At 61.6% G+C, this 23,642-nt stretch carries 22 protein-coding genes; 10 read left to right on the top strand and 12 right to left on the bottom strand.

The features are described from left to right. Positions 1 to 37 precede the first annotated feature (37 nt). Positions 38 to 412 carry a VOC family protein gene (locus BLW21_RS19320; protein WP_092743498.1) on the bottom strand — a complete coding sequence of 125 codons (375 nt, stop codon included), beginning with the start codon at positions 410 to 412 and terminating at the stop codon, positions 38 to 40. 13 nt (positions 413 to 425) lie between these two features. After that, a complete protein-coding gene (gene uvrA, locus BLW21_RS19325) occupies positions 426 to 3,293 on the bottom strand; it encodes an excinuclease ABC subunit UvrA (RefSeq protein WP_092743500.1) in 2,868 nt (955 codons plus the stop codon). Between the two features lie 150 nt (positions 3,294 to 3,443). Here uvrA and BLW21_RS19330 point away from each other — a divergent pair, with 150 nt between their 5' ends. The 3 genes from BLW21_RS19330 to BLW21_RS19340 all read left to right on the top strand — a co-directional run bounded on the left by BLW21_RS19330 (position 3,444) and on the right by BLW21_RS19340 (position 7,276). Further along, positions 3,444 to 4,415: a type I restriction enzyme HsdR N-terminal domain-containing protein gene (locus BLW21_RS19330; RefSeq protein ID WP_092743501.1), complete on the top strand. Its 972-nt coding sequence runs from the start codon at positions 3,444 to 3,446 to the stop codon at positions 4,413 to 4,415. A 433-nt stretch (positions 4,416 to 4,848) separates the two neighbouring features. Continuing rightward, positions 4,849 to 5,538 carry a hypothetical protein gene (locus tag BLW21_RS19335; protein WP_092743503.1) on the top strand — a complete coding sequence of 230 codons (690 nt, stop codon included), beginning with the start codon at positions 4,849 to 4,851 and terminating at the stop codon, positions 5,536 to 5,538. Between the two features lie 277 nt (positions 5,539 to 5,815). Next, the gene (locus BLW21_RS19340) at positions 5,816 to 7,276 is read left to right on the top strand and encodes an alpha/beta hydrolase family protein (RefSeq protein WP_092743504.1); all 1,461 of its coding nucleotides are present in this window, start codon (positions 5,816 to 5,818) and stop codon (positions 7,274 to 7,276) included. An 8-nt stretch (positions 7,277 to 7,284) separates the two neighbouring features. Here the strand turns inward: BLW21_RS19340 and BLW21_RS19345 are convergent, their stop codons facing one another. After that, positions 7,285 to 8,580, bottom strand: a complete 1,296-nt coding sequence (locus BLW21_RS19345; protein ID WP_092743506.1) for an MFS transporter — start codon at positions 8,578 to 8,580, stop codon at positions 7,285 to 7,287. A gap of 190 nt (positions 8,581 to 8,770) precedes the next feature. Here BLW21_RS19345 and BLW21_RS19350 point away from each other — a divergent pair, with 190 nt between their 5' ends. From BLW21_RS19350 to nth, 4 genes are all read left to right on the top strand, one after another. Then, positions 8,771 to 9,346 carry a DUF6799 domain-containing protein gene (locus BLW21_RS19350; protein ID WP_092743508.1) on the top strand — a complete coding sequence of 192 codons (576 nt, stop codon included), beginning with the start codon at positions 8,771 to 8,773 and terminating at the stop codon, positions 9,344 to 9,346. A gap of 364 nt (positions 9,347 to 9,710) precedes the next feature. After that, positions 9,711 to 10,346: an RNA polymerase sigma factor gene (locus BLW21_RS19355; RefSeq protein WP_092743562.1), complete on the top strand. Its 636-nt coding sequence runs from the start codon at positions 9,711 to 9,713 to the stop codon at positions 10,344 to 10,346. Beyond that, positions 10,324 to 10,515, top strand: coding sequence for a hypothetical protein (locus BLW21_RS19360; RefSeq protein ID WP_245711970.1), 192 nt, complete (start codon positions 10,324 to 10,326; stop codon positions 10,513 to 10,515). Before BLW21_RS19355 ends, BLW21_RS19360 begins: the two co-directional genes overlap by 23 nt. Before the next feature lie 122 nt (positions 10,516 to 10,637). Next, positions 10,638 to 11,339 carry an endonuclease III gene (nth, locus tag BLW21_RS19365; RefSeq protein ID WP_092743512.1) on the top strand — a complete coding sequence of 234 codons (702 nt, stop codon included), beginning with the start codon at positions 10,638 to 10,640 and terminating at the stop codon, positions 11,337 to 11,339. Between the two features lie 47 nt (positions 11,340 to 11,386). Here nth and BLW21_RS19370 read toward each other — a convergent pair whose 3' ends face one another. From BLW21_RS19370 to BLW21_RS19405, 8 genes are all read right to left on the bottom strand, one after another. After that, positions 11,387 to 12,619 (bottom strand): glycosyltransferase family 4 protein, encoded by a 1,233-nt coding sequence (locus tag BLW21_RS19370; RefSeq protein WP_092743514.1) that lies wholly within the window; start codon positions 12,617 to 12,619, stop codon positions 11,387 to 11,389. 159 nt (positions 12,620 to 12,778) lie between these two features. Further along, positions 12,779 to 13,399, bottom strand: coding sequence for a D-sedoheptulose 7-phosphate isomerase (lpcA, locus tag BLW21_RS19375; RefSeq protein ID WP_092743516.1), 621 nt, complete (start codon positions 13,397 to 13,399; stop codon positions 12,779 to 12,781). An 11-nt stretch (positions 13,400 to 13,410) separates the two neighbouring features. Next, positions 13,411 to 13,851 carry a hypothetical protein gene (locus tag BLW21_RS19380; protein ID WP_139255329.1) on the bottom strand — a complete coding sequence of 147 codons (441 nt, stop codon included), beginning with the start codon at positions 13,849 to 13,851 and terminating at the stop codon, positions 13,411 to 13,413. A 130-nt stretch (positions 13,852 to 13,981) separates the two neighbouring features. After that, the gene (locus BLW21_RS19385) at positions 13,982 to 15,829 is read right to left on the bottom strand and encodes an ABC transporter ATP-binding protein (RefSeq protein ID WP_092743520.1); all 1,848 of its coding nucleotides are present in this window, start codon (positions 15,827 to 15,829) and stop codon (positions 13,982 to 13,984) included. 131 nt (positions 15,830 to 15,960) lie between these two features. Further along, positions 15,961 to 16,404 (bottom strand): CHRD domain-containing protein, encoded by a 444-nt coding sequence (locus BLW21_RS19390; RefSeq protein WP_092743522.1) that lies wholly within the window; start codon positions 16,402 to 16,404, stop codon positions 15,961 to 15,963. A 44-nt stretch (positions 16,405 to 16,448) separates the two neighbouring features. Further along, on the bottom strand, positions 16,449 to 17,060 hold the full coding sequence (locus BLW21_RS19395) for a YceI family protein (RefSeq protein ID WP_092743524.1): 612 nt from the start codon (positions 17,058 to 17,060) through the stop codon (positions 16,449 to 16,451). A gap of 241 nt (positions 17,061 to 17,301) precedes the next feature. Beyond that, complete coding sequence (locus tag BLW21_RS21360; RefSeq protein ID WP_139255330.1) at positions 17,302 to 17,631, bottom strand: hypothetical protein; 330 nt, start codon at positions 17,629 to 17,631, stop codon at positions 17,302 to 17,304. 73 nt (positions 17,632 to 17,704) lie between these two features. Then, a complete protein-coding gene (locus BLW21_RS19405) occupies positions 17,705 to 19,582 on the bottom strand; it encodes a hypothetical protein (RefSeq protein ID WP_092743528.1) in 1,878 nt (625 codons plus the stop codon). A 142-nt stretch (positions 19,583 to 19,724) separates the two neighbouring features. Between BLW21_RS19405 and BLW21_RS19410 the strand changes: the two genes are divergently transcribed. The 3 genes from BLW21_RS19410 to BLW21_RS19420 all read left to right on the top strand — a co-directional run bounded on the left by BLW21_RS19410 (position 19,725) and on the right by BLW21_RS19420 (position 22,002). Further along, positions 19,725 to 20,669, top strand: coding sequence for a GNAT family N-acetyltransferase (locus tag BLW21_RS19410; protein WP_092743530.1), 945 nt, complete (start codon positions 19,725 to 19,727; stop codon positions 20,667 to 20,669). Then, a complete protein-coding gene (upp, locus tag BLW21_RS19415) occupies positions 20,657 to 21,355 on the top strand; it encodes a uracil phosphoribosyltransferase (RefSeq protein ID WP_092743532.1) in 699 nt (232 codons plus the stop codon). The genes BLW21_RS19410 and upp overlap by 13 nt, the downstream gene beginning before the upstream one ends. A 197-nt stretch (positions 21,356 to 21,552) precedes the next feature. After that, a complete protein-coding gene (locus BLW21_RS19420; RefSeq protein ID WP_092743534.1) occupies positions 21,553 to 22,002 on the top strand; it encodes a hypothetical protein in 450 nt (149 codons plus the stop codon). A 134-nt stretch (positions 22,003 to 22,136) separates the two neighbouring features. Here the strand turns inward: BLW21_RS19420 and BLW21_RS19425 are convergent, their stop codons facing one another. Then, a complete protein-coding gene (locus BLW21_RS19425) occupies positions 22,137 to 23,570 on the bottom strand; it encodes a DEAD/DEAH box helicase (protein ID WP_092743536.1) in 1,434 nt (477 codons plus the stop codon). Positions 23,571 to 23,642 lie beyond the last annotated feature (72 nt).

The raw sequence follows: 23,642 nt of genomic DNA on the forward strand, positions 1-23,642 counted from the left end.
GAACCGCAAAATCAGCCACTCTTCCCGAAAGTAGCTTCTACACGCGCCAAGGCGGGTTTTTGCGGTTATCGCCGCCATAAAACAGAACGAGCTGGTTGCCGGCCGGGTCGCGCAACCGGGCTTCGCGCCACAGCCAGCTTTGGTCCACAGGCAGTTCATCAAACACGATGCCGCGCGCTTGCAACTCAGCTACCCATTCATCTAGTTGCTCCTCCTCAAAGTAAACCGTTATGCCCGGCCCCTCGGGCAACTCCGGCACGGCATGAATTGAAAACGTGGCTTCTCCATCGGGGCACTCCAGCCGGGCGTAGCGGGGGCAGGCATCCACTAGCAGCCGCAGCCCCAGTTGCTGGTAAAATGCCACCGATTTGGCCACGTCCAGCGCGGGCACAGTTACCTGGTTAAGATTCATGTAATCACAGATATTACAGCTTCTCGGCCAGAAACTTCGCCGTGGAGTTCGAGTCCTTTAGCTTGATGAACTGCTCGGGCGTGCCCTCGAACAGCAGGTGGCCGCCGTTGAGGCCGCCTTCGGGGCCGAGGTCGATGAGCCAGTCGGCGCACTTAATGATGTCCATGTTGTGCTCGATGATGAGCACCGAGTTGCCCTGCTCGACCAGCGCGTTGAGGGCCAGCATGAGCTTGTTGATGTCGTGGAAGTGCAGGCCGGTGCTGGGCTCATCGAAGATGAACAGGATTTTATCGTTCTGCAGGGTGTTGCCCTTGGTCAGGAACGAGGCCAGCTTCACGCGCTGGGCCTCGCCGCCGCTCAGCGTGTTGGCCGACTGCCCCAGCCGGATGTAGCCCAGGCCCACGTCGTCCAGCGGCTTGAGGCGCTCAATGATTTTGTTCTGCTCTTTGAAGAAATCCAGGCTGTCCTCAATGGTCATTTCGAGCACGTCGTTGATGCTCTGGCCCTGGAACTGCACGTCGAGCACGTCCTGCTTGAACTTGCGGCCCTCGCAGGCCTCGCAGGTCAGGAAGATGTCGGCCATAAACTGCATCTCGATTTTCACCTGGCCCTCGCCCTGGCACACCTCGCAGCGCCCGCCTTCCACATTGAAGCTGAAGTGCGAGGGCTTGAACCCGCGGGCCTTGGCCAGCGGCTGGTCGGCAAACAGGCTCCGGATGGCATCGTAGGCCTTTACGTAGGTCACGGGGTTCGAGCGGCTGCTCTTGCCGATGGGATTCTGGTCGACGAACTCGACGTGCGTTACCTGGCCGGCGGCGCCGGTGAGACGGTCGAACTTGCCGGTGCTTTCGCCCGCGCCGCCGCCGAGCTGCTTGAGCAGGGCCGGGGCCAGAATGCGCTTGACCAGGGTGCTTTTGCCCGAACCCGACACGCCCGTGACCACCGTCATCACGTTGAGCGGGAACTTCACGCTCACGTTCTTGAGGTTGTTCTCGCGGGCGCCCGTCAGCTCCAGGGCGTTGCGCCAGGGGCGGCGCGTTTTGGGCACCGCCACTTCGCGGCGGCCGCTCAAGTACTCGCCGGTGTAGGTGTCGGAAGTCAGAACTTCGGCGTAGGTGCCCTGGAATTGCAGGATGCCGCCACCCGAACCGGCCTCGGGGCCGATGTCGATAATCTGATCGGCCTGCTGCATCATCTTGTCTTCGTGCTCCACCACAATCACGGTGTTGCCCAGCTGCTGCAACGAGCGTAGCACGCCAATCAGCTGCTCGGCGTCCTGGGGGTGCAGGCCGATGGAGGGCTCATCCAAAATGTACATTGAGCCCACCAGGGCCGAGCCGAGGGAGGTAGCCAGCGAAATCCGCTGGCTCTCGCCGCCGCTCAGGGTGCTGCTGAGGCGGTTGAGCGTGAGGTAGCCCAGGCCCACCCGGTTGAGGTAGCCCAGCCGGTTCGTGATTTCGGTTACCAGCCGCTCGGCCACCTTGGCCTCATGCGCGGGCAGGTCGAGCTCGGCGAAGAAGGTCAGTGCCTCGCTCACCGGCAGCAGCACCAGATCAGTAATGCTCTGGCCCTCGATTTTTACGTACTGGGCGTCTTTGCGCAGGCGGCTGCCGCGGCAGTCGGGGCAGGTGGTGCGGCCCCGGTAGCGGCTTTGCAGCACCCGGTACTGGATTTTGTGGCTCTGGGTCGACACCCACTTAAAGTAGTCGTCCAGCCCGTCGAAGTACTTGTTGCCCGTCCAGAGCAGGGCGCGCTCGGCCTCGCTCAGCTCGTTGTAGGCCCGGTGAATCGGGAAATCGAAGCGGATGCCGTTTTTGATGAGCGGCTTGAGCCACTCGCTCTGCTTGTCGGTGCGCCAGGGCGCAATGGCCCCCTCGTACACCGTCAGGCTCTTGTCCGGTATCACCAAATCCTCGTCAATGCCCAGCACCGACCCAAACCCCTCGCAGGTCTGGCAGGCGCCGTAGGGGTTGTTGAAGGAGAAGAAGTTCACGCTCGGCTCCTCAAACGCCAGCCCATCCAGCTCGAATTTATCCGAGAAGGTCTTTTCAAGGAGCTGCGGCTGGTCGCCTTCCTTCGCGGCTGGCAGCTGGCAACTGGCAATCAGGCTGCCGTGGCCCTCAAAAAAGGCCGTCTGCACCGAGTCGGCCAGGCGGAAAGCCAGGTCCTCATCACCCGGGATGATGACGGTGCGGTCAATCATGATGAGGACGGTACCCTTGACTTCGGGCTGGCCCTCGGCTACCAGGTCTTCAATGAAGGCCGTGTCGCCGTTCACTACCACCCGGCTATAGCCCTTCTGGAGCAGCAAATCCAGCTCCTTGCTCATAGGGCGCCCATCTTCCGAGCGCAGCAGCGGGGCCAGCAGCATCACCCGCGTATCGGCGGGCAGGCGCATGAGGTCGTCCACTACGTCGGCCACGTTGTCCTTCTTCACCAGCGCCCCGCTAACGGGCGAGTAGGTGCGGCCCACCCGCGCAAACAGCAGCTTCAGGTAGTCGTAAATTTCGGTGCTGGTACCAACGGTCGAGCGGTTGTTCTTGATGCTCACCTTCTGCTCGATGGCAATGGCCGGCGAAATGCCCCGGATGTAGTCCACGTCGGGCTTGTCCATGCGGCCCAGAAACTGGCGGGCGTAGCTGCTCAGGCTCTCCACGTACATGCGCTGGCCCTCGGCATACAGCGTATCAAAGGCCAGGCTCGACTTGCCCGAGCCCGACAGGCCCGTGACCACGATGAACTTGTTGCGCGGCAGCGCTACGCTGAGGTTTTTGAGGTTGTGCACCCGCGCGTTTTTAATCAGGATGAACTCGCGCGGGTCGAGCTGGTCAATCGGGTCGGCCGCGGGGGCGGTCAGTTGCAAAGCAGAATTTTCGGCCATAGAAGCAGTAACAACGAGCCGCCCGGATTTGGTTTCGGCCCGGCGCGGTTTGGGGTAGGCGAAGATACGGCGGGGGTGGTAGTGAACTTATATAAAGAGTGGAGCGCACAAATTCTTAACATTGCAGTTCGCTTATTTACACTCCTATTGATGTCCGCTCTCAGTCCGCTAGCTGCTCTCTACGCCGTTTTACAAGCTGTTCGCACCAGCGCCGAGATGAATTCGCAACTCCTGCGCAAAAACGAAGCAGCTACCCGCGCAGCGCTGATTGACCCGGTATTGCGGGCGCTGGGCTGGGATACGACCGATGTGCGGATGGTAGAGCCGGAAAAAACCATTGGCGGCGAGTTACGGGTCGATTACTTGTTGCACGATAGTAAGGGCAACCCCCGCTTGGTAGTGGAAGCAAAAAGCCTGGGGGCCAGCCTTGACAAGCATGGGTATGTGAGCAAGGTGCTGGGCTATGCGCTGGGCTTCAAAGTACAGACCGTCTTCATCACCGACGGTTTGCAGTGGCACTGCTACGCTAATTTGCACAAAGGCAATACCGAGGTCGTTGCGTTTTCCTTACTGGAAGACGACTTGCTAACGGCTGCCTTGCAGCTTATTCAATGGCTGGATGCTGGCCGAAGTGGGCACGGAATTACAATAAACCAGCTTACTGAAATATCAGTACCCGTAGCTCTCCATAAACCGGAACCGAAAACTCAGCGGGCCGCCAAGACTCATACGCCAGCTTCTGCCGGTAGCAAATCGGGCTTTATAAGCTTAGATGATATAAAGCCACGTCAACTAACTCCGGGGCAAAAACCCAAGCAACTACAGCTACCTGATAGCACTGTGGTTGCGTTAAAATCATGGAAAGACATACTGGTACAGGTCAGTATGTATGTGCTTCAACACTGCCCGTCAACCCCCATTCCATTTCCTGATAAGGCGGGTAAAAAGACGTTCTTATTCAGCTGGAACAAGCCGAAAGACGGTATCGGATACAAAGAAACTACTCTGCAAGGGCGCCAACTCTTCATTCATACCAACTACAGCGCACCCGACTGCGTGGCTAATGCCTTGCATGCGCTAAAGCTATTATCGGAGGCAACCACAGTAGCCGTTGCTTTCTAAACCTATCGGCTCCTCCTCCCTCCCCCCACTACCTAAATAGCTACAGCCCTCCCCACCACCCCACCCCAAGCCCCAGCCCGGGCGGCGGAAGCAGCGGCAGTAGCTTGAGAATCTTCTTCGGGAGCTTGCGGATTGTCTTTGGTTGCCTGCGGAAGGGCTTCAGTTGCCTGCGTAGGCCTATCGGTTGCCTGCGCGGGGGCTTTGGTTGCTTGCGGGCAGTGTTGGGTTTGTTGCGCCGGGGCTTCGGTTGCTTGTGCAGGGGCTTCGGGTCGGGTAGTGGGCGTTTCGGCGGGGGCGGGGCGGATGGCGGGTGCCGGCGAAAGATTTACCGTTGAGGTGGTTGGTGAAACGACTGGACTTTAGTAGCTTATCGCCCGGCCGGGGCCGGGCTGGCGTCGGCGCATTTCGTTTTCACCCTAACCGTTTAGTGCGCATGCTTGCCAAAGACCCCATTGCCGAGTACCCCTTCGCGCAGGCCGCCCTCTGGCAGCGCTGCCTCGACCTGCTGCCGGCCCTCGACCGCGACGCGGCCCTGCTGGCCCCACGCGGCGTAACGGCCGCCCGCATTGCCCAATTCAAACACGACACCGAGGAGTTTGGCGACATGGACCCCGACACGGTGATGGTGCAGCAGGGCGTAACGGTAACCGAAGGCAAAGACGCCGTGCGCATCGCGCTGGAAACGGCCATGCAGCAGGTGCTGGGTATTATTGCCAGCCAGGACGACCCGCGCTCGGCCCGCTACAAGCGGTTTGGGGCCAGCAGCATTACCGCCATGTCGGATGCCAAGCTGCACCTGGGGGCCACCATGCTCACCAAGCAGGGCCGGCGCTACCTGGCCGAGTACGCGGGGGTGGGCCTCACCGAGGCCATGCTGGCCGACATCGACACCCAGAACGCGGCCTTTGTCGATTTTCTGGCCGACCGCCGCGAGGCCGAGAGCAGCCGGGCCGGGGCCACGCAGGGCCGCGTCCGGTTTGCCAACGGGCTGTACCGGCAGCTGGTGCAGCTGTGCGCCGTCGGCGAGGCCTACTGGCGCCTCACCGATGCTGCCAAAGCCGCCGAGTACGTTGTAAATCCGGGTGTGCCGACTGCCGCCGCGCCGCGCCCGGTAGTGGGGTAGCGGCGGCAGCCATCGGTGTCGGCTACGGCCACCCAAAACTGCCCCCCGGCCCGGCTTGCTGCCCGCGAGCCGGGCCGGCGTGAGTAGGGGGCGCCGGGGCTGACTGTGGCAGCGGCGGGCGGGGTGAAAAAACAGGGGCTTTTTGACCCGCAAACTGTCTTTTTACGCGTTCCGAGGAGGACCGCGCAACATGAGAGAATGAATTTCCGTCAAATTTGATAATTTCAATTCGCTACTGCCCCAGTAGCGGAAGAAAACCGTTATCAAATTTGACTTTATGAAGAAACTGTTCCTCTTCTTTCTGCTGTTTAGCTTTGTTTTTAGCCCGGTTTGGGCCGCTGAGCCACCCAAACTCAACGGCCAATGGGCCGGCCCGCTGAAAGTGCCCGGCGGCGAGCTTAAACTCATCCTCACCATTGTGCCGCTAACAAACGGCAGCTACTACGCGGCCCTCGACTTGCCCCAGCAGCGCATCAGCCGCATGCCGGCCACGGCCACCGTAAAGGGCACCGATATTACGGTGAGCATTGAACAGGCGGGCAGCCGCTTCGAGGGCAAAATCCTGAAAAACGGCACCACCCTGCAGGGCACCTGGAGCCAGCCGGGGCTTAAGGGTCCCCTCACGCTCACCCGCCTCAAAGCCACTAAGCCCGCCGCAGTGGCCGGCAAACCCCGCCTCACACCGCCCTATCGCGAAGAAGAGGTGAGCTTCTATAATAAGGATGCCCAGATCCGGCTGGCCGGCACGCTCACCACGCCTGCCGGGCCGGGGCCGTTTCCGGCCGTGGTGCTGCTCTCCGACTCGGGCCCGCACGACCGCGACGTGGCCGAGCAGGACTACCGCCTGTTCGGCTCGCTGGCCGACCACCTCACCCGTCGCGGCATTGCCGTGCTGCGCTTTGATGACCGGGGCGTGGGCCAGTCGCAGGGCAGCCACTTTAATACTACTACCGCCGATGTAGTGAGCGACGCGCAGGCGGCGCTGGTGTTTCTGCGCAGCCGCCGCTTGTTTGATGCGCGCTACCTGGGGCTGCTGGGGCACGGCGAGGGCGCCAATGTGGCGCTGCTGGCCGCGGCTGAGTCCGGCCCGGCGGCTCCGGCCTTTGTGGTGGCGCTGGCGCCCTACGGGGTGCCGGGCCGTTCCATCATTCAGCGGCAGCAGCTGGAGATTCTGCGTCTCATCGGTTCGAATCCGGCGCAGGTGAAGGCAGCGCTGGCGCTCAACCAGGAGATGATCAGTATCATCCGCCAGACGCCCAACGACAACCAGGCCCGCGGCAAGGTGGCCGGGCTGCTCCGCTTCAACAACACCGACCTCGACCCGCACATGGCCCGCGCCCGCGCCGTGCAGCTAACCTCGCCCTGGTCGCGCTACTTCCTCGATTTTGATCCTACCCGAACGCTCGGGCAGGTAGCGTGCCCGGTGCTGCTGCTCAGCGGCGCCGACGATTTGCAGGTGGCGGCTAACCAAAACCAGACGCCGCTGCGCAAGGGCCTGAAGAGTACGCTGGTTACCAGCCGGCGGCTGGCGGGCGTCAATCATTGGTTTCAGCCCGAAATGAAGGACTGGCCGGTGGTAAACGGGGAGCAGCAACCGGTCTTCTCCCCCAAAGCACTGACCGAAATCCGGGAGTGGATTTTCAAGCATACGGAGCGCCCCAAGCCTGCTCCTACCACCGACGATCCGCCCAAAAAACAGCTGGTAAAAGGCAGCAGCAGCGGTAAAATGAGTCGGTGAGACTTGCTCTAAGCAGCTTCTTGCTCCTTCACCGGGGTCATGTCCAGTCGGCGGAGTTTGTCGGCTTTCAGGGCCGTCAGGCCTACGACTACCAGGGTCATCGTGCCACCGAACACCACTGAGGCCACCGTGCCCATCAGCTTGGCCACCGCCCCCGACTCGAAGGAGCCGATTTCGTTGGATGAGCCGATGAAGATGTTGTTGACGGCCGACACACGGCCCTTAATGTGCTCGGGCGTGAAGGTGTGCAGCAGCGTGGAACGCACAATGACGGATACTGAATCGAAAACGCCGGTGAAGAACAGCAGCAGCAGCGAGAGCCAGATGTTGGTGGACAGCGCGAAGCCAATGGTAGCCACCCCAAACCCGGCCACGGCCCACAGCAGCTTGCGGCCGGCGTGGCGGCGTAGCGGAAAGTAGGTGAGCAGCGTGGCCATGAGCACCGAGCCCACGGCCGGGGCGGCCTCCAGATGGCCCAGCCCGTCGGCCCCCACTTTCAGAATATCGACCGCAAACACCGGCAGCAGCGCTACTGCGCCCCCAAAGAGCACGGCAAACAGATCGAGCGAAATAGCGGCCAGAATGAGCTGGTTGCTCCAGATGAAGCGAATGCCGCTGAGCACGCTGGTTTTCAGGTCTTCCTTGGCGCCCACCAGTGCGGGCAGCGGCCGGGGTGCAATGCTGGCAAACAGCCCCAGCGCCACCACCAGCAGTACCGTAGCCGTCAGGTAGGCGTTGGCAATGCCCAGGTGGGCAATCAGGTAGCCCCCAATGGCGGGGCCGACCACCGAGGCAGCCTGCCAGGTGGTGCTGTTCCAGGTGATGGCGTTGGCCAGGTGCTGGCGGCCGGGGGGCAGCAGCTGGGGCATGAACGAAAACGCCGCCGGCCCCATAAAGCCGCGGGCAATGCCGCTGATGAAGATAACGGCGTAGAGCGGCAGCGTGTAGAACGCATTGCGGGCCAGCAGTAGTAGCCCGGCTGGCGAGGCCAGCACCCACAGTGTGGCCGCGCACAGCAGCAGGCCCGCTACGGTGGCCACGATGATATTTTTGCGGTTCACCGAGTCGGCCACGTGGCCGGCATAGAGCGACACGCCGATGCTGGGCACCGCCTCGGCCAGCCCAATCAGGCCCAGGGCCAGCGGGTCGTTGGTGAGCTTGAAAATCTGCCAGCCGATAACCAAACCCATAATGCGGGTGGCCAGCGTGAGACTGATGCGGGCCAGCAGGTAGCGGCGAAAATCCGGCAGCCGTAGCGCGGCGTAGGGGTCGTGCCAGGGGGCAGCGGAAGCAGGGGAGGGCATAAGGTGAAGGACCGGAAAAGTGGCCGCCCGGCAAAGGTAAGCGCGTGGTTTGGTTGCGCAGGAACTACGGGGTAGCAGTCGGCGCGGCCCACCGGGTTACCGCACTGGCTGGAGTGGCAAGCTGAAATCGGCCGGGAGCCGTATATCTTGGCTACTTAAATCCGTTTACGGGCTTTACCTCTTCCCTCCAATGCGTAACTATCCCCTTATCCCTGGCCTGCTGCTGGCGGCGGGCTTGCTGCTGGCCCCCGGCCTTGCTGCCCATGCCCAAACCACCCCCGAGGCCTACCCAGCCGCTACCCAACTTAAAGATGGAGCCTTTCGGCGCGGCAGCCAGACTTACCGGCTGCTCGGGGGCCAGGAAACCCGGCTCACCGAAACCCTGCCGCTCAGCAACGGCTTCGAACTGCGCCCCGATGGCCGCCTGATCCGCAACGGCGTTACCCGCCAGCTGCTCCAGAACGGGCAGGCCGTAACCATGGAAGGCAACGTGGTGCTGCTGCGCGACGATATGCTCACGCCCGCCGCCATTGCCCGCGCCGACAAGGTGGCTACGGGCGGCAGCACTACTACCGTCACGATTCCAACTACGGCCAACCTGGCGGCGCTGGTACCGCAGCTCGAGCGCGCTGCCAGCCGTTTTGCGCAGCTGCAGCAGCTCACGGCGCTATTGGAGCAGCGCACTGCCGCCCTGGCGGGAGGCACCACTCCCGCCCCCGGCCTGGAGAAGGAAATTCAGGCGCTCAGCACCCAGCTAAGCCGCTAACAGTACCGCTGAGCATTCAAATTCGTGGGCTTCCGGGCTTTGCCTCCTGCCAGGGAGAGTGAGGTCGGGAAGCCCTGCTGGTGTTGGATTTAGCGGGAAACCGGAAGCGCGGACAGCGTTGGTGGCAGCCGGTGGAGCACCAGAATATGGCCGCCGGACAATACGGTAGTATGAGTGGAGTAGAAAATATTTTGGCATTTTCGGCAGTGGGCCGTTGTGAATGGCGGAGCGGTTCTTTACATTTGGTTTCTGCCGGTTCTTCATCCGTCCTTCACCGGCCCCTTTTTCTCCCCCAGCTGCGGTCTATGGTGTAAAGCTCTACGTTTTAAGTTTTTTCGTAGTCTTTATCAATCCCATGGCCTTTATGGACACCCCGCAGCCGAGCGATTCCGCGCTCATTTCCCTCTACATTGCTGGTCAGGAAGGTGCTTTCGCCCAACTGCTGGAGCGGCATAAAGGCCGTGTATTCACCACTATCCAACTGATAGTGCGCGACCCCGACACGGCCGAAGACCTGTTGCAGGATACTTTCATCAAAGCCATTCATACCCTCAAAAGCGGGCGCTATAACGAGGAGGGAAAGTTTTCTTCCTGGATCTGCCGTATCGCCCACAATATGGCTATCGACAGCTTCCGGCGCGAAAAACGTAGCCCTTTGGTGGCGCTCGACACAACAAGTCACCACTTCAATTCGTTGTCGTTGGCAGAAGAAGGTACCGACTCCATGCTCACCCGGGAAGAAACCCACGAGCGGCTGCGGGGCCTGATTCAGGAGCTGCCCGCCGCGCAAAAGGAGGTGTTGCTCATGCGCCATTACGGCGATATGAGCTTCCAGGAAATTGCCGATGCAACGGGGGTCAGCATTAATACGGCGCTGGGGCGGATGCGCTATGCGCTGATCAACCTGCGGAAAAAAATGGCCGCGCAACCTGTTTTCTATGATCAAAATCTTTACCCAAGAGACCCTGCTCCGGTACGTGTACAACGAGTTACCGGCTGATGAGCAGCGCGACGTAGAGCAGGCCCTGCTCCACGACTCCGAACTGGCGGCGACCTGCGCCGACCTGCTGCTGGCCCAAAGCAGCCTCGACGGCCTACGCACCGCGCCTTCGGCCCGCACTACCGAAACGATTTTGCAGTACTCCCGCACGTTTCCGCAGCTAAAATAAGCTTCCGCATTCTGCCCCGCCGGTCCTTGCCGCGCTGCTGCCCTCACCGGCCGTGGCGCGGCTTTTTAGGTTTTGAGAGCTGCCGGAGCGGTAGTTTTCAGGTTTCTTCGTAATGTTGCCCCATGCGCAAAGCCGAGCGGTACCGCCATTTCACCGACTACTTCACCACGCACTTTCCGGAGCCGGAAACCGAGCTGTCTTTTGCCAACCCCTACGAGCTGTTAGTGGCCGTAGTGCTCAGCGCCCAATGCACCGATAAGCGCGTGAACTTGGTGACGCCCGCACTACTGGCGCAGTTCCCGACGCCCGCGCACCTGGCTGCCGCTACGCCCGACGATATTTTTCCGTTCATCCGTAGCATCTCCTACCCTAATAACAAGGCCAAGCACCTGGCGGGACTGGGGCGGATGCTGGCGCAGGAGTTCGAGGGGGAAGTGCCTGCAACCATTGAGGAGCTGCAGCGGCTGCCTGGCGTGGGCCGTAAAACGGCCAATGTCATCGTATCGGTAGTATATAACCAGCCGGCTATGGCCGTCGATACGCACGTTTTTCGGGTGTCGCACCGGCTGGGGCTGGTGCCCAAAACGGCTACTACGCCGCTGGCTGTAGAGAAAGAGCTAGTGCGGCACATCCCCGAAAGCCTGATTCCAAAGGCCCATCATTGGCTGATTCTGCACGGCCGCTACGTCTGCGTGGCCCGGCAGCCGAAATGCGCCCAATGCCCGCTTACTGGCTGGTGCAAGTACTACGACGAGGTGGTCAGCAAGCAGGAAGTAGTTCCCATAAAATCGGTCCTCAAATCGCCTAAAAGCAATATTGAGTAAGATTCAGGTATAACAAAGTAAATAACTAGTCCTAGAAAGTATATGGGTCAGGTTGTTCGTTCAGCAGCTTGCTCTAGAATATATTGCATCCCTTTTCCTATCTGCTGGCGGTCGAATTCGGCGGCAGCCAGCTTTTGGCCCCTGATCCCGGCCTCCCGTAGCTGCGCCGGCTGGGCCAGTAGTTCTGTAAGAAGTTGGGCCAGGGCCGGCGCATCGTTGGCAGGCGAGTACCAGCCGCAGCCGTGGCGCTCCACCCACTCCCGCGTCCAGCCCGAATTGGTCACGATAACCGGGGTGCCCACGGCGAGGCTATCGTAGAACTTGGCCGGCGAGTTGGAATCGAGCACCAGCAGGCCCAGGAAGGGTGCCACCGACACTTCGGCCAGCCGAAACCAGCTGAACACCGCATGGCGCGGCTGCGGCGCAACCACCCGGATAGCGGAGCAACGCCGGGCGGCGGCGGCCAGCTCATTGGCATAAAAACCCAGGCCCATAAACAGCCACACCACATCAGGCTGGGTGGCGGCCAGCGCCTCGGCCGCCGCCAGCAGCAGCGGAATGGCATTGGCCCGCCCAAACGTGCCGGCGTACAGAATTACCCGCTTGCCCTCCAGCTGCTGTTCGCGGCGTAGTGCCGCTACAGCCGCGTCGGTGGCGCGGGCGGCCAGCTCCAGGTCGGTGCCGTTGAGGCTGGTGTGCACTTTGGCCGGATCGAAGGGCCAGCGCGAGCCGGCGGCCTGGCCAATGTGGCGCACGTGGCGGCTCATATCGGGCGAGAGCGTAACGATGGCCCGGGCCTGCTGGTAGAGCCGGCCTTCGAGGCGGTAGAGGGCCCGGCGGGCCAGCGGGCTAGGTACGGCGCCCATGGCAATCGGGAATTCGGGCCACAAATCCTGCACCTCAAATACCCACGGCACCCGCCGCCACCGCGCCACCTGCGCCGCGGCCCAGGCGGCCGTAAGCGGCGTGCTGATGCCCCAGATAACGTCGGGCTTGTCTATGCGCAACCCCTCGCGCACAGCGTAGGCGGCGTACTGCGCGAAGGCCAGCCCGCGCCGGGCCACTCCCATATGGTTCTCGTAGGCAATGTCAGCGGCGTGTAACTCTACACCGGGCGGTACCCACGGAAACTCGTGCGTCAGGCGCTGGGGCTCCCAGGTGCGGGTGCTGATGAGCGTGATGCGGTGCGTTTGGGCCAGCTGGGCCAGCAACGAGTAGTGCCGGCTGGTAGCCGGACAGTCGGGGTTGGTGTGGTACTGGCTGAAAACGGCAATGTGCATGGGTTGAGCTGTTGGCCCGTAGCGACTAGCTGATAGCTTTTCTGCTGGCAAAAGAACGTCATTCAGCGCCAAGCGAAGAACCCCGCGGGTAATGGTAACCTGATGGGTAGATTACGATTGCCCGCGAGATTTTTCGCTTCGCGCTGAATGACGTTCTTTTTACCTTGTCCCCCCGTCGCCGGAGGCTGGCTCGGCGACCAACTGCTCAATCAGCAAAATCATGATGTGAATGGCCTTTATGTGGATTTCCTGAATCCGGTCGGCGTAGCCGGTGTGCGGGGGGCGGATTTCCACGTCGCTCAGGTTGGCCAGCAGGCCGCCATCTTTGCCCGTGAGGCTCACTACGCGCATCCCGGCGGCGCGGGCAGCTTCGGCGGCGCGCAGAATGTTGGGCGAGTTACCGCTGGTGCTGATGGCCAGCAGCACATCGCCCGGCCGGCCCAGAGCCTCTACGTAGCGGCTGAACACGTACTCGTAGCCGAAATCGTTGGCTACGCAGCTCATGTGCGAGGCTTCGGTGAGGGCAATAGCCGCCAGGGCAGGACGGTTCTGGCGGTAGCGGCCGGTCAGTTCTTCGGCAAAGTGCTGGGCGTCGCAGAGTGAGCCACCGTTGCCGCAGGTCAGGATTTTACCACCCTGCCGTAGCGAATCAGCCATGAGGCGGGCGGCCTGCTCGATGGCGGCTAGGTTGGCCGGGTTCTGTACGAACTGCGTCAGTACAGTCTGCGCCTCGGTTAGCTCGGCGCGAATTTGCTCGGTAAGCGAAAGGGGAGGAGTCACGAAAACGGGGCTTACAACGGCCGGGAGCTGCCATCGGCGGGCGGAATGATGGAATCGGGCTGCTGCAACGGGGCGTTGCTCAGGCCGGGGTCCGACTGCGGGTAGAGCGACTGATCGGGGTAGGTGGTAACGCCGGTGCGGGGCGAAACAGGTGGGCGCTCAGCGGCCCGCTGCTGCTCCATCTGCTGGTCGTAGAGGCGGGCCTTCAACTCATTGATTTTGCGCTCTGAGGCTGCCATTTCACGGCGTAGCAAGGTGCTATCGAGGTTTTCGGTGATTAAGTGCAGGCCCAGCAATACCACGGCTACTACCAGCAGCGTGTAGTAGAGGCTTTCTGCCGAGCCAGCCATGCCCACGAAGCTGGCCTGCACCGAGGGCAGTAGCAGCACCAGCAGCGCCAGCACCAGGAAAACCATGACCAGAATCGTAACCAGACGTTTAAGAGCAAGCATATCAGAAAGGTAAAGCAGGAGGGGAAAATAGCCTATTCATACGGTTAAACCGAATAGGCGGACTAAATATAGTACTTTACAAATAGGCAGCGTGAATCCATAGTTCAGCTTAAGCGCGTATTGCGGGCCCTCAGACCAGCCCGCCGTTGGCCGCCTGCATGGTGCTCAGGCGCTGGTAGAGGCCTCCGGCCTGCCGTAGCAACTGCTCGTGGGTGCCGCGCTCCACAATGCGGCCGTGCTGAAGCACAATAATTTCATCGGCGTGCTGCACGGTGCTCAGGCGGTGGGCAATTACGAGGCTGGTGCGATTCTGCATGAGGCGCGTGAGGGCCTGCTGCACCAGCTGCTCGCTCTCGGTGTCGAGGGCCGAAGTAGCTTCATCTAAAATAAGAATGGGCGGGTTGCGCAGAATAGCCCGCGCAATGCTCAGGCGTTGGCGCTGGCCACCCGAGAGACGCGAGCCCCGGTCGCCGATAATGGTCTGGTAGCCCTCGGGCGTGGCCACGATAAATTCGTGGGCGTTGGCAATGCGGGCCGCCTCCATCACCTCCGCCTCGGTGGCCTCGGTGTTGAAGCGGATGTTGTTGAAAATGGTGTCGTTGAACAGGATGCTCTCCTGCGTGACGATGCCCATCTGGTCGCGTACCGAGTGCAGGGTGCAGTCGCGCACGTCGTGGCCGTCGATGAGCAGCTGGCCGCCGGTGGGGTCGTAGAAGCGGGGCAGCAGGTCGGCCAGGGTGCTTTTGCCACCGCCACTGGGGCCTACCAGCGCTACCGTTTTGCCTTTCCCAATCGTTAGGTTAATGTCGTCGAGCACTGTGGCTTCGCCGTAGCCGAAGCGTAAGTTGCGCAGCTCAATGCGGTCCTGGAAGGGTGGGAGCACCTGCGCGTCGGGCTTGTCGCGAATCAGGGGCTCGGTATCGATGATGCTCAGTACCCGCTCGCCGGCCACCAGCCCGCGCTGGATGTTGCCAAACGACGACGACAGGGCCTTAGCCGGCGTGAGCACCTGCGAAAACAGAATCACATAGCCGATAAACGTTTCGCCATCCAGCGTCGACTGCCCGCCCAGAATCAGGGAGCCGCCGAAGTACAGCAGCCCGGCCACAACCGAAACGCCCGCAAATTCGGAGAAGGGCGAGGCCAAGTCGCGGGTGTTGTCGATGCGGCGCGAGGTGCGGGCGTACTGGTCGTTCTGCTCCTCAAACTTGCCCTTGATGTAATTCTGGGCGTTAAAGGCCTTGATAACCCGGATGCCGCCCAGCGTTTCGTCAATCACCGACAGCATGGAGCCAAGCGTACTCTGGCTCTGCTTGGCCTGGGTACGCAGACGCTTGGCCACGGTGGCAATAATGCCCCCCGATATGGGCAGTAGCACCAGCGTAAACAGCGTGAGGGGCACCGAGAGGTGAAACAGCACTACGAAGTAGGCAATGATGGTGAGCGGCTCCTTGATAATGGCCGTCATGGTATTTACCACCGACGTTTCCACTTCCTGCACATCGGCCGTGAAGCGCGACATCAAATCGCCCTTTCGCTCGCCCCCAAAAAAGCCCAACTGCAGCCCGATGATGCGGTAGTAAAGGTCGCGGCGCAGGTTACGGATGACGCGGGCCCGCACCGTGGCCAGCAGGCGCAAACTCAGGTAGCGGAACACATTGCTCAGCAGCACCGATACCACCACCACCCCGCACACGAAGGCCAGCGCCCCCAACTTGCCCCGATCTTCCAGTACACCGGCAAAAAAGTACTGGAACGTATCGGTAACCCAACTGATGGTGGGTTTGAAATCGGGCAGCACTGTAGGCGCGGCCACCTGCACCTTGTCCGTTTTGTCGAAGAGTACGCTCAGCAGCGGAATGATGAGCGTGAAGTTGCCGATGCTGAAAAAGATAGTCAGCACGGTGTACAGCAGGTACTGGGGCAGGAAAGCCGCCCAAGGCCGGGCGTACTGCAGAATGCGGAGGTAGGTTTTCATGGGCAGCCGCAAAGGTAGAGCATCGGGCGGGCTATGCGCGCCACACTACTGCCCAAGCCGCAAAAAGCCCTCCGCACCAAAGGCACGGAGGGCTTTTACAAAGCTGATAAAGGGCCGAAAAGGCCACTGACTTACTTGGCCGTTACGTTGCCGCGGATTTCACCACCCGGGTAGGCCGTGCTGTGCAGGTTCACATAAATCTGGCCGGCCATCAGGCTGTCGGCGGTGGAAGGCTGCAGGGTAACCGTGCCCGTAATGGGCGACTTGCTCACGTCGTTGAAGCCCACGGCTATGTTGCCTTTCTTGCCGGGCTTGCCGAAGTGCAGGTGGCCCATTGTGGGGCTCAGGCCCTGGTAGGTCACGTTGTACTGGAGCACTTTCGTAGTCTTGTCGAAAGTGCCGGTCATCATGCCGGTGGCAGTCGAAACGGTAGTCGGTACGGCTTGCTTGTTGTCGAGAGTGGCCGAAACGGTCATCATCGTGTTAGCCGGCGTCACGTTGTCGTCGTCGTCGTTGTTGCAGGCGCCGAGGGCCACTACGCCCAGGGCAAAGAACAGAGAGGTGAGCTTATTCATGAAAAGAGGAAAAAAGAGAAATAAGTAAAAGTTGAATCAGGAAGCTACTTGGCCGACAGCTGGGACACCGGCTCGCAGATCAGGCTGACTTTGATGCCCACAATTTTGGCAATGTTCTCGCGTACCAGCCGCGGAATTTCAATGCCATAGTCGGCCGGCGAAATGCTGAAGTAGGCGTTGACGAGCAGGCTACCCTGGCTAAAGGCCAGCGCCCCCGGCACCGTGAGCCGCCGCGTAACGCCATGAATAGTGATGTCGCCTTCCACCGATACCCGCTGGCCGTCCTTGAGCAGCTTGCCCATATCCAGATCGACGATGCGCCCGCGGAAAGTGGCCTTCGGATACTTGTCCGACTCCAGGTAGTTCTCGTTGAAGTGCTCCTGCATGAGGGTGCGTTTGAACGCGAACGACTTTACCGGAATGCTGAACGCCAGCTGCCCGCTATGCAGGTCGAAAACGGCCGCTACCTGCTTGGTAGTGGCCTCGATGTCTTCGATGATGCTGGTGGAGAAGAAACTGGCAGCACCTTCCTGGGTCAGGTATTTGCCCTGGGCTCGCGCCGGCGTTGCCAGTGCCCCGCTCAGGAGCAACACGGCCAGCCCCCAGCGCGCGGCAGTGCGGGTGCCTGGCACCTTCAATAGTAATGGTTTGGTCATGCGTAGAGCTGAACCGCTACCACTTCCCTTCCAGCTGAACCAACTGGCTCTTATTCGCGCCGGCAGCCCGTTTTGCTACCATGGCAGATAGTATGGGTTGGCGTGCAGGAAGGTGTGATAACGAAACTACAATACGGGCGGCGGCCGCCAGGTTTCGGAAATAATTATACTATTAGATGAAAATTATATACAGTCCGATAAACGGGTGAAAATGCCGGATAAAAAGGCCACGCCTACTCAACTACCCTGGCGGCAGTAGCCCCACTACCTCAATGCGGCCCACAAGCTGGTGGTTGAACCCGGCAAGTTCGGCGGCGGGTACGCGCAGCTGCTCCGGTTGCCGGTCAGTCGCCACCACCTCGAAATGAGCGGCGTAATCAGCATCCACGGTAAGGCGCAGCAGGTAGTCGGCACCGCTGCCCATTGGTTCGGCAGTCGGTTGGGTCAGGTAAAAAACCCGCGGCTCCAACCCCTGCAACGGAAGCTCTAACCAGTCGGAGGCGGCAATCCAATCCAGTTCTGCCTGCCCCACGGGCCGGTAAAGTAGCACCGTAGCAGAGTCGTGGCGCATGTTGGAGTGACTGAGTGACTGAGTGACTGAGTGACTGAGTAACAGAACTTGCGCTCAGTCACTCAGTCACCGGTTAAAACTCGTGCAGGCGCTGGGCAATGTTCCAGCGCAGGGCGATGGAAGCCAGGGCCCCGCCGTCGGCGGTGTAATAGGCGGGTACGGGCTCGTTGCCCGAGAACGTGCGGTGGCGGTAAACAAGCTTGCCGTCGATGAACAGGTTATGGGCCGCCTGGTAGGAGGCCGTCAGGTCGGTGTGCAGCAGGTAGGAGGTGATGCCGCTGCCCACGAAAAAGCCCTCCTCGGCGGGGCGGGTGGTGTAGGGCAGCAGCACGTTGGAGCCGTAGTTCTGGCCCACCGGGTCGAGGCCCTGCTTCACAAAAAAGCCTTTGCCTACCACGTGCAGGCGGGGCAGAGGCTGGTAACTGGCAATGCCGATCAGCTCCCAGAGGTTGGCGCCCATGGGGTGGGCCAGCGGCTGGGCGGCGTGTTGGTAGTCGGCATACTTATCCCGGGCCTGGTAGGTGAAGGGCCGGATGAAGTTGAACTCGCCCTGCAAATCGAAGTTCCGGATGCCGGCCACGTTGAGGTACTTGGCCCCAAGCTGCACGGCCTGCTTGTTGGTCCACGACCCATTGCCGGCCCGAATATCATTCAGTCTAAACTCATCGAGCACAAGCTGACCGTAGAGCTGCACCTGCTTTTTGATGTTCCATTTAAAGTCGATGCCAAACAACGCGTTGCCATCGGCCGAACCCACATTCTGCTCGATGGAGCGGTAAAAAATAACCGGGTTAAGGTACTGCAGCTCGAGCGTGTTGCGGTGCTTGTACTGCGGAACGCCCCTCACCAGCACCGTATCGCGGCTCCGCGAGCCTGATATGACGCTCTCGAACACGCCGATGTTGAGGTTGGGCAGTACATCGAGGCTCAGGTGGTGCAGAGCCAGAAACTTGCGGTCATACACGTCGTCCCGGTCCGAGGGGTCGGTGATGAGCTGGGCGAACAGGTTCTGGTACTTGAACTTCCAGACCCGGGTCTGAATCTTGAAGAACAGGTAGGGCGAGGAGTAGTCCGACAGAATGAGGCTGCGGTAGCCGTTGCCAATCTGGTTGCGGTCGTGGCCCAGTTGCAGGCTTACGTGGCGGCCGGCGGCGTAGCTTACGTAGCCGCGGGCCGAGAGGAAGTCGTACTGGCCGGGCGTGGTTTTGAACGGCTTCCAGAAGCCCTCGTGCGGTACAGCCCGGTCGCGCTCAATTCGCTCCTGCACATAAAACGGCACGGCCATCTGGTTGTCGGCCAGGAAGGCGTAGAAACCCAGGCGCTGGTCCACGGTGCCCTCAATCTGCACGCCGCGGGTATTGAGGAAGGCGTAGTTTTTGGCTCCGTCGTTGTTGCCCAGGCTCAGGCCCGCCACCGGGTTCACGCGCAACGAGAAGTCGGGCGTTTCCACGCTGTACAGGTCGGAGTGGCGCTGGTAGAGAAAGCCCAGGTAGGGGTTGGAGCGGGCATTGGTGGCCGAATCGAGCCGGGTGTCGTGCCAGTTGTCGCGCAGCAGGTAGCGCACGTTAAAGCGGTCCTGGGCCGAGAGGCCGGCGCTGGAGTCGGCCAGCATACGCTCGGCCAGTTGGGCCACCGCGGCCCGGGTGTAGGGCCGCACCGAGGTATGAATATCGCCCAGCGAATCGGAGCCCTGCAGAATGGCGTAACGGTCGATGAGCCGGTAGATGTCGTTGTCGAGCGGCACGTAAGTGGTGCCCATCGTGGTTTTGGTGCCCCGGCCCACCTGGGGCTCATCCAGCGCCGGGTTGTAGGGCCGGGCGGGCTTGGGCGGCTGGTCGTACATGAGCCAGTTGCCCTTGCCGTCGGTGGGGCGGGTGGGGGGCGTATCCTGGGCGGCGGCCGGCGCGGCCAGCAGTGCCAGCACAGCCAGCAGCAGGGTAGGTTTTTTCATAGGTTGAAGCCCGCCGCGCCGGAACGGGCTGACGGAGACACAAAACTACGGAGTTTCGGTGGGTGAAAGATTGAGGCACTGGCCGAACTGTCATTCACCCGTTCACCGAGCCACTCATTCACCCACCGCCTACCTTTACCCCATGCCCCCGCTTCGCCTGCTGCGCTTTTCCCAACTCGACCTACCTGCCTGGGATGCCTGCGTGGCCCGGGCGCGGCAGCCGGTGCCGTACGCGCACAGCTGGTGGCTGCAGGCCACGGCCGGCCGCTGGGATGCGCTGGTGCAAGTGGCGTCCGATGGCCGCTACCTCAGCGTCTGGCCGCTACCCGCCAAGTGGCGGCCGGGCGGGCGGCAGGTGTACCAGCCGCCCTTCACCCAGCAGTTGGGCCTGCTTTCCTGCGTTGAAAGCGCCCCCGCCATTGGCCCCGAACTGCCGCAGCTGGCCCGGCGCTACGCTCGCTTCTACACCCAGCTCAACGAGGCCAACGGCCTGCCCGACGTAGCCAAAGATTTCGCCGTTGAAGCCCGGCAGACCTACCAACTCGACCTCAGTTCCGACTACCAAACCATGCGGGCCGGCTACTGCGCCGACTACCGCCGCCGGCTGCTGCGCCACGAAGCCGCCGCCGCCCCGCTGGCCGTAACCAATCTGCCCGACGCCGCGCCGTTGCTGGCCCTGTTTCAGCAAACCAAAGGCCCCGCCGCCGGCCTGCGCCCGCGCCACTACGCCCGCCTGCGCCGGCTGCTGGCCGAGCTGCACAGCCGGCAGCTGCTCGAAGCCCGGGCCGTGCGCCAGCCCGAAACCGGCGCCCTGCTGGCCGGCGCCCTGTTTGTGCGCTACCGCAGCCGCCTGATTTACCTGTTCGCCGCCGCCTCTGATGAGGGCAAAAAGGCCGCCGCGCCGGTGCTACTGCTTGATGATGCCATCCGCCGCCACGCCGGTACGCCGGGGCTGGTGCTCGATTTTGAGGGCGGGATGCTGCCCGCCATTGCCCGTTTTTTCGCCAACTTCGGGGCCGCGTCCGTCCCGTACGCGGCCTTATCGTTCACCTCCCAACGCCCCTGGTACCTGAAATGGATGCGCTAACGCCCAATTCTGCCGACTCTACTGCCGCCGCCCACGCCAATGCCCGCGTGCGGATTCTGTGCGCCCAACCTTCCATCGCCAACCACTTCCTGGCCGAGCTGCGCGACGTAGATGTGCAAAAAGATTCGCTGCGCTTTCGCCGCAACCTGCAGCGGCTGGGCGAAATCATGGCCTACAACATCAGCGCCGGCCTCGATTTCACCAACAAAACCGTGCGCACCCCGCTGGGCGAATCCAGCAGCATGCACCTGTCCGATTTCCCGGTGCTGGCCACCGTGCTGCGCGCCGGCCTGCCGTTTCACCAAGGCTTTCTCAATTACTTCGATCAGTCGCCCTCGGCGTTTGCGGCCGCTTACCGCATCGAGGGCACAGCCCAGGTGCAGGTGCAGGTCGATTACCTCTCGGCCCCCAGCCTCGACGGCCGGGTGCTGATTCTGGTGGACCCCATGCTGGCCTCGGGCAAAAGCCTGGTGCAGACTTACCGGGCCATGCTGCGCTTCGGCACGCCCCGGCAGGTGTACATTGCGGCCGTTATTGCCTCGCCCCAGGGCGTCGAGTACGTCACGCGCGAAGTGCCCGAAGCCACGCTCTGGCTGGCCGCCCTCGACGACGACCTCAACGAGCAGGCCTACATCGTGCCCGGCCTCGGCGACGCCGGCGACCTGTCATATGGCAGCAAACTGTAGGTTTTTTGAGCTATTAGCTGACAGCTGCTAGCGAATAGCTTTTGTTCTATTGAACAGTTCTTCACGCCAAGCGCGTTGGGCAACTACCGAACATCGAAGAAAGGCGGATTATCATGGAATAAGGTGATTCTCCGCGAAACCCAATTCTACTACACCTAAGCTAACAGCTAGCAGCTAATAGCTAACAGCTCAAAATATTGCTTCCAGCCCTGCTGAAATACGCCGCCGTTTTTGCCTTTGGCATGTTCAAGTTCGTTGGCGCGCCCATTACGGGCGTGGCGGCGGGCCTGCCGGTGGCCGTTACCTGGGCCCTCACGGTGGCCGGCATGATGACCACGGTTATCCTGATTTCGGGCGTGGGCAAGGCCTGGGCGCTGCATATGCGGCGGCGGCGGCTGGAGAAGGGCAAGCCGCTGTTCAGCCGCCGCACCCGCACCATCGTGCGCATCTACCGCCGCTTTGGCATGATTGGCATTGCCTTCCTGACGCCCATCCTGTTCAGTCCCATCGGCGGCACCGTCATTGCCACCCAGCTGCACGTACCGCGCTGGCGCATTCTGCTGCACATGAGCTGGAGCGCCGTATTCTGGGGTTTTGCCCTCACCATGCTGGTCGTGCGCTTCAGCCACCTGCCTATCTTTCACTAGCAGAACCTGAAAGGAACGTCATTCAGAGGGCAGCGAAGAATCTCGCGTGCTGATGTTGCAATAGTAGCGCAACATCAGCACGCGAGATTCTTCGCTGCCCTCTGAATGACGTTCCTTATTAGCAATAGCCCGAATTACCGGCGCTTGCGCTTGTTTTCGACGCGGCCCTTGGCGGCGCTGAGGGCTTTGGCGCCGGGAGAGGACCCGCGGCCCTTGCCGGGGCTGACCTTGCTGCCCTTCTGGCTGCGGGTGGGCTGGGCCACATACTCGCGGCCGGTGCGCTTGTCGATGGTTACGCCGGGCTTGAGCCACTCCTGCCGCTCGTGGAAGGCCCCCTGGAACGTGGGGTCTTCGCGCTTGCGGCGCTCGTCTTTTTCGCGGTCCATTTCCTGCTGCTCCTCAAACGAGGTCGGCACCACCTTCACCTCGGGCGGCAGCGGCAGCAGCGGAATCGGCTGCCGAATCAGCTCTTCGATGCGCTGCATGTGGTGCATTTCGGCCTCGTTGGCGAACGTGATGGCCGCACCGGTGTGCTGGGCCCGGCCCGTGCGCCCGATGCGGTGTACGTAGTCGTCGTACACCAGCGGCACATCGAAGTTGATGACGTGGCTGACCTCGGGCACATCGATGCCGCGCGAGGCTACATCGGTAGCCACCAGGAAGCGCACCTCGCCGGCTTTAAAGCCCTCCATGGCGTTGATGCGCGTGTTCTGGCCCTTGTTGCCGTGGATGGCCCGCACCTCGCCGTGGCCCTTGCGCGCCAGAAAGCTGGCCACGTTCTCGGCATTGGCCTTCGAGCGGGTAAAAATCATCACCCGGTGGAAGGTGTCCCAGTCGAGAAACAGGTACTCCAGCAGGTTGATTTTGGTGATGAGGTTGGGCACCTCGTATAGGCTCTGCGTCACGTTCTGGGCCGAGGTGGCGGCCGGCGTCACCTCCACCCGCACCGGAAACTCCAGGAATTCCTCGCTCAGCGTGGTCACCTTATCGGGCATGGTGGCCGAGAACAGCACGTTCTGGCGCTTGCGCGGAATAACTTCCAGCAGCCGCCGAATCTGGGGCATGAAGCCCATGTCCATCATCTTGTCGGCCTCATCGAGCACCAGCGTTTTCAGTTCCTTGAGCACCAGCGCGCCCTTTAGGTACAGCTCCATCAGGCGGCCGGGTGTGGCAATGAGGATATCGACGCCTTTGGCAATGGTTTCAATCTGGGTTTTAGGGCCCAGGCCGCCGTAAATGGCGAAAATGCGCAGGTCGGTGTGGGTGGCCAGGCGCTGCAGGTGGGTTTCGAGCTGCATGGCCAGCTCGCGGGTGGGGGCCAGCACCAGGGCCCGCGGGTGGTCGCCCTGGGCGTATTTTACCTTCATGAGCAGCGGCAAGCCGAAGGCGGCCGTTTTGCCGGTGCCCGTCTGGGCGATGCCCAGCACATCGTGGCCGGCCAGCAGCAGCGGAATCGTCTGCACCTGCACGGGTGTGGGCTCGGTGAAGCCGGCCTCGGCCACGGCCGTCAGCAGCTGCTTGTTGAGCTTGAAATCGGCAAAGGAAACGGGCGCGGGCGAATCAGACATGGTTAAGCGGGTTGTAAGCTGCAAAGATACGGCGAATACAAGCGGCGCTACTTGTCCTCTTGAGTGAAGCCA

The sequence above is a fragment of the Hymenobacter psychrophilus genome, from assembly GCF_900107135.1.
In the GTDB taxonomy this organism is placed as follows: Bacteria; Bacteroidota; Bacteroidia; order Cytophagales; family Hymenobacteraceae; genus Hymenobacter; species Hymenobacter psychrophilus.

What these genes read in the sequence shown, in the direction of transcription:
- BLW21_RS19320 (WP_092743498.1), bottom strand. Translation starts at nt 412, where the DNA reads ATGAATCTTAACCAGGTAACTGTGCCCGCGCTGGACGTGGCCAAATCG.
- uvrA (WP_092743500.1), bottom strand. Translation starts at nt 3,293, where the DNA reads ATGGCCGAAAATTCTGCTTTGCAACTGACCGCCCCCGCGGCCGACCCG.
- BLW21_RS19330 (WP_092743501.1), top strand. Translation starts at nt 3,444, where the DNA reads ATGTCCGCTCTCAGTCCGCTAGCTGCTCTCTACGCCGTTTTACAAGCT.
- BLW21_RS19335 (WP_092743503.1), top strand. Translation starts at nt 4,849, where the DNA reads ATGCTTGCCAAAGACCCCATTGCCGAGTACCCCTTCGCGCAGGCCGCC.
- BLW21_RS19340 (WP_092743504.1), top strand. Translation starts at nt 5,816, where the DNA reads ATGAAGAAACTGTTCCTCTTCTTTCTGCTGTTTAGCTTTGTTTTTAGC.
- BLW21_RS19345 (WP_092743506.1), bottom strand. Translation starts at nt 8,580, where the DNA reads ATGCCCTCCCCTGCTTCCGCTGCCCCCTGGCACGACCCCTACGCCGCG.
- BLW21_RS19350 (WP_092743508.1), top strand. Translation starts at nt 8,771, where the DNA reads ATGCGTAACTATCCCCTTATCCCTGGCCTGCTGCTGGCGGCGGGCTTG.
- BLW21_RS19355 (WP_092743562.1), top strand. Translation starts at nt 9,711, where the DNA reads ATGGACACCCCGCAGCCGAGCGATTCCGCGCTCATTTCCCTCTACATT.
- nth (WP_092743512.1), top strand. Translation starts at nt 10,638, where the DNA reads ATGCGCAAAGCCGAGCGGTACCGCCATTTCACCGACTACTTCACCACG.
- BLW21_RS19370 (WP_092743514.1), bottom strand. Translation starts at nt 12,619, where the DNA reads ATGCACATTGCCGTTTTCAGCCAGTACCACACCAACCCCGACTGTCCG.
- BLW21_RS19380 (WP_139255329.1), bottom strand. Translation starts at nt 13,851, where the DNA reads ATGCTTGCTCTTAAACGTCTGGTTACGATTCTGGTCATGGTTTTCCTG.
- BLW21_RS19385 (WP_092743520.1), bottom strand. Translation starts at nt 15,829, where the DNA reads ATGAAAACCTACCTCCGCATTCTGCAGTACGCCCGGCCTTGGGCGGCT.
- BLW21_RS19390 (WP_092743522.1), bottom strand. Translation starts at nt 16,404, where the DNA reads ATGAATAAGCTCACCTCTCTGTTCTTTGCCCTGGGCGTAGTGGCCCTC.
- BLW21_RS19395 (WP_092743524.1), bottom strand. Translation starts at nt 17,060, where the DNA reads ATGACCAAACCATTACTATTGAAGGTGCCAGGCACCCGCACTGCCGCG.
- BLW21_RS21360 (WP_139255330.1), bottom strand. Translation starts at nt 17,631, where the DNA reads ATGCGCCACGACTCTGCTACGGTGCTACTTTACCGGCCCGTGGGGCAG.
- BLW21_RS19405 (WP_092743528.1), bottom strand. Translation starts at nt 19,582, where the DNA reads ATGAAAAAACCTACCCTGCTGCTGGCTGTGCTGGCACTGCTGGCCGCG.
- BLW21_RS19410 (WP_092743530.1), top strand. Translation starts at nt 19,725, where the DNA reads ATGCCCCCGCTTCGCCTGCTGCGCTTTTCCCAACTCGACCTACCTGCC.
- upp (WP_092743532.1), top strand. Translation starts at nt 20,657, where the DNA reads ATGGATGCGCTAACGCCCAATTCTGCCGACTCTACTGCCGCCGCCCAC.
- BLW21_RS19425 (WP_092743536.1), bottom strand. Translation starts at nt 23,570, where the DNA reads ATGTCTGATTCGCCCGCGCCCGTTTCCTTTGCCGATTTCAAGCTCAAC.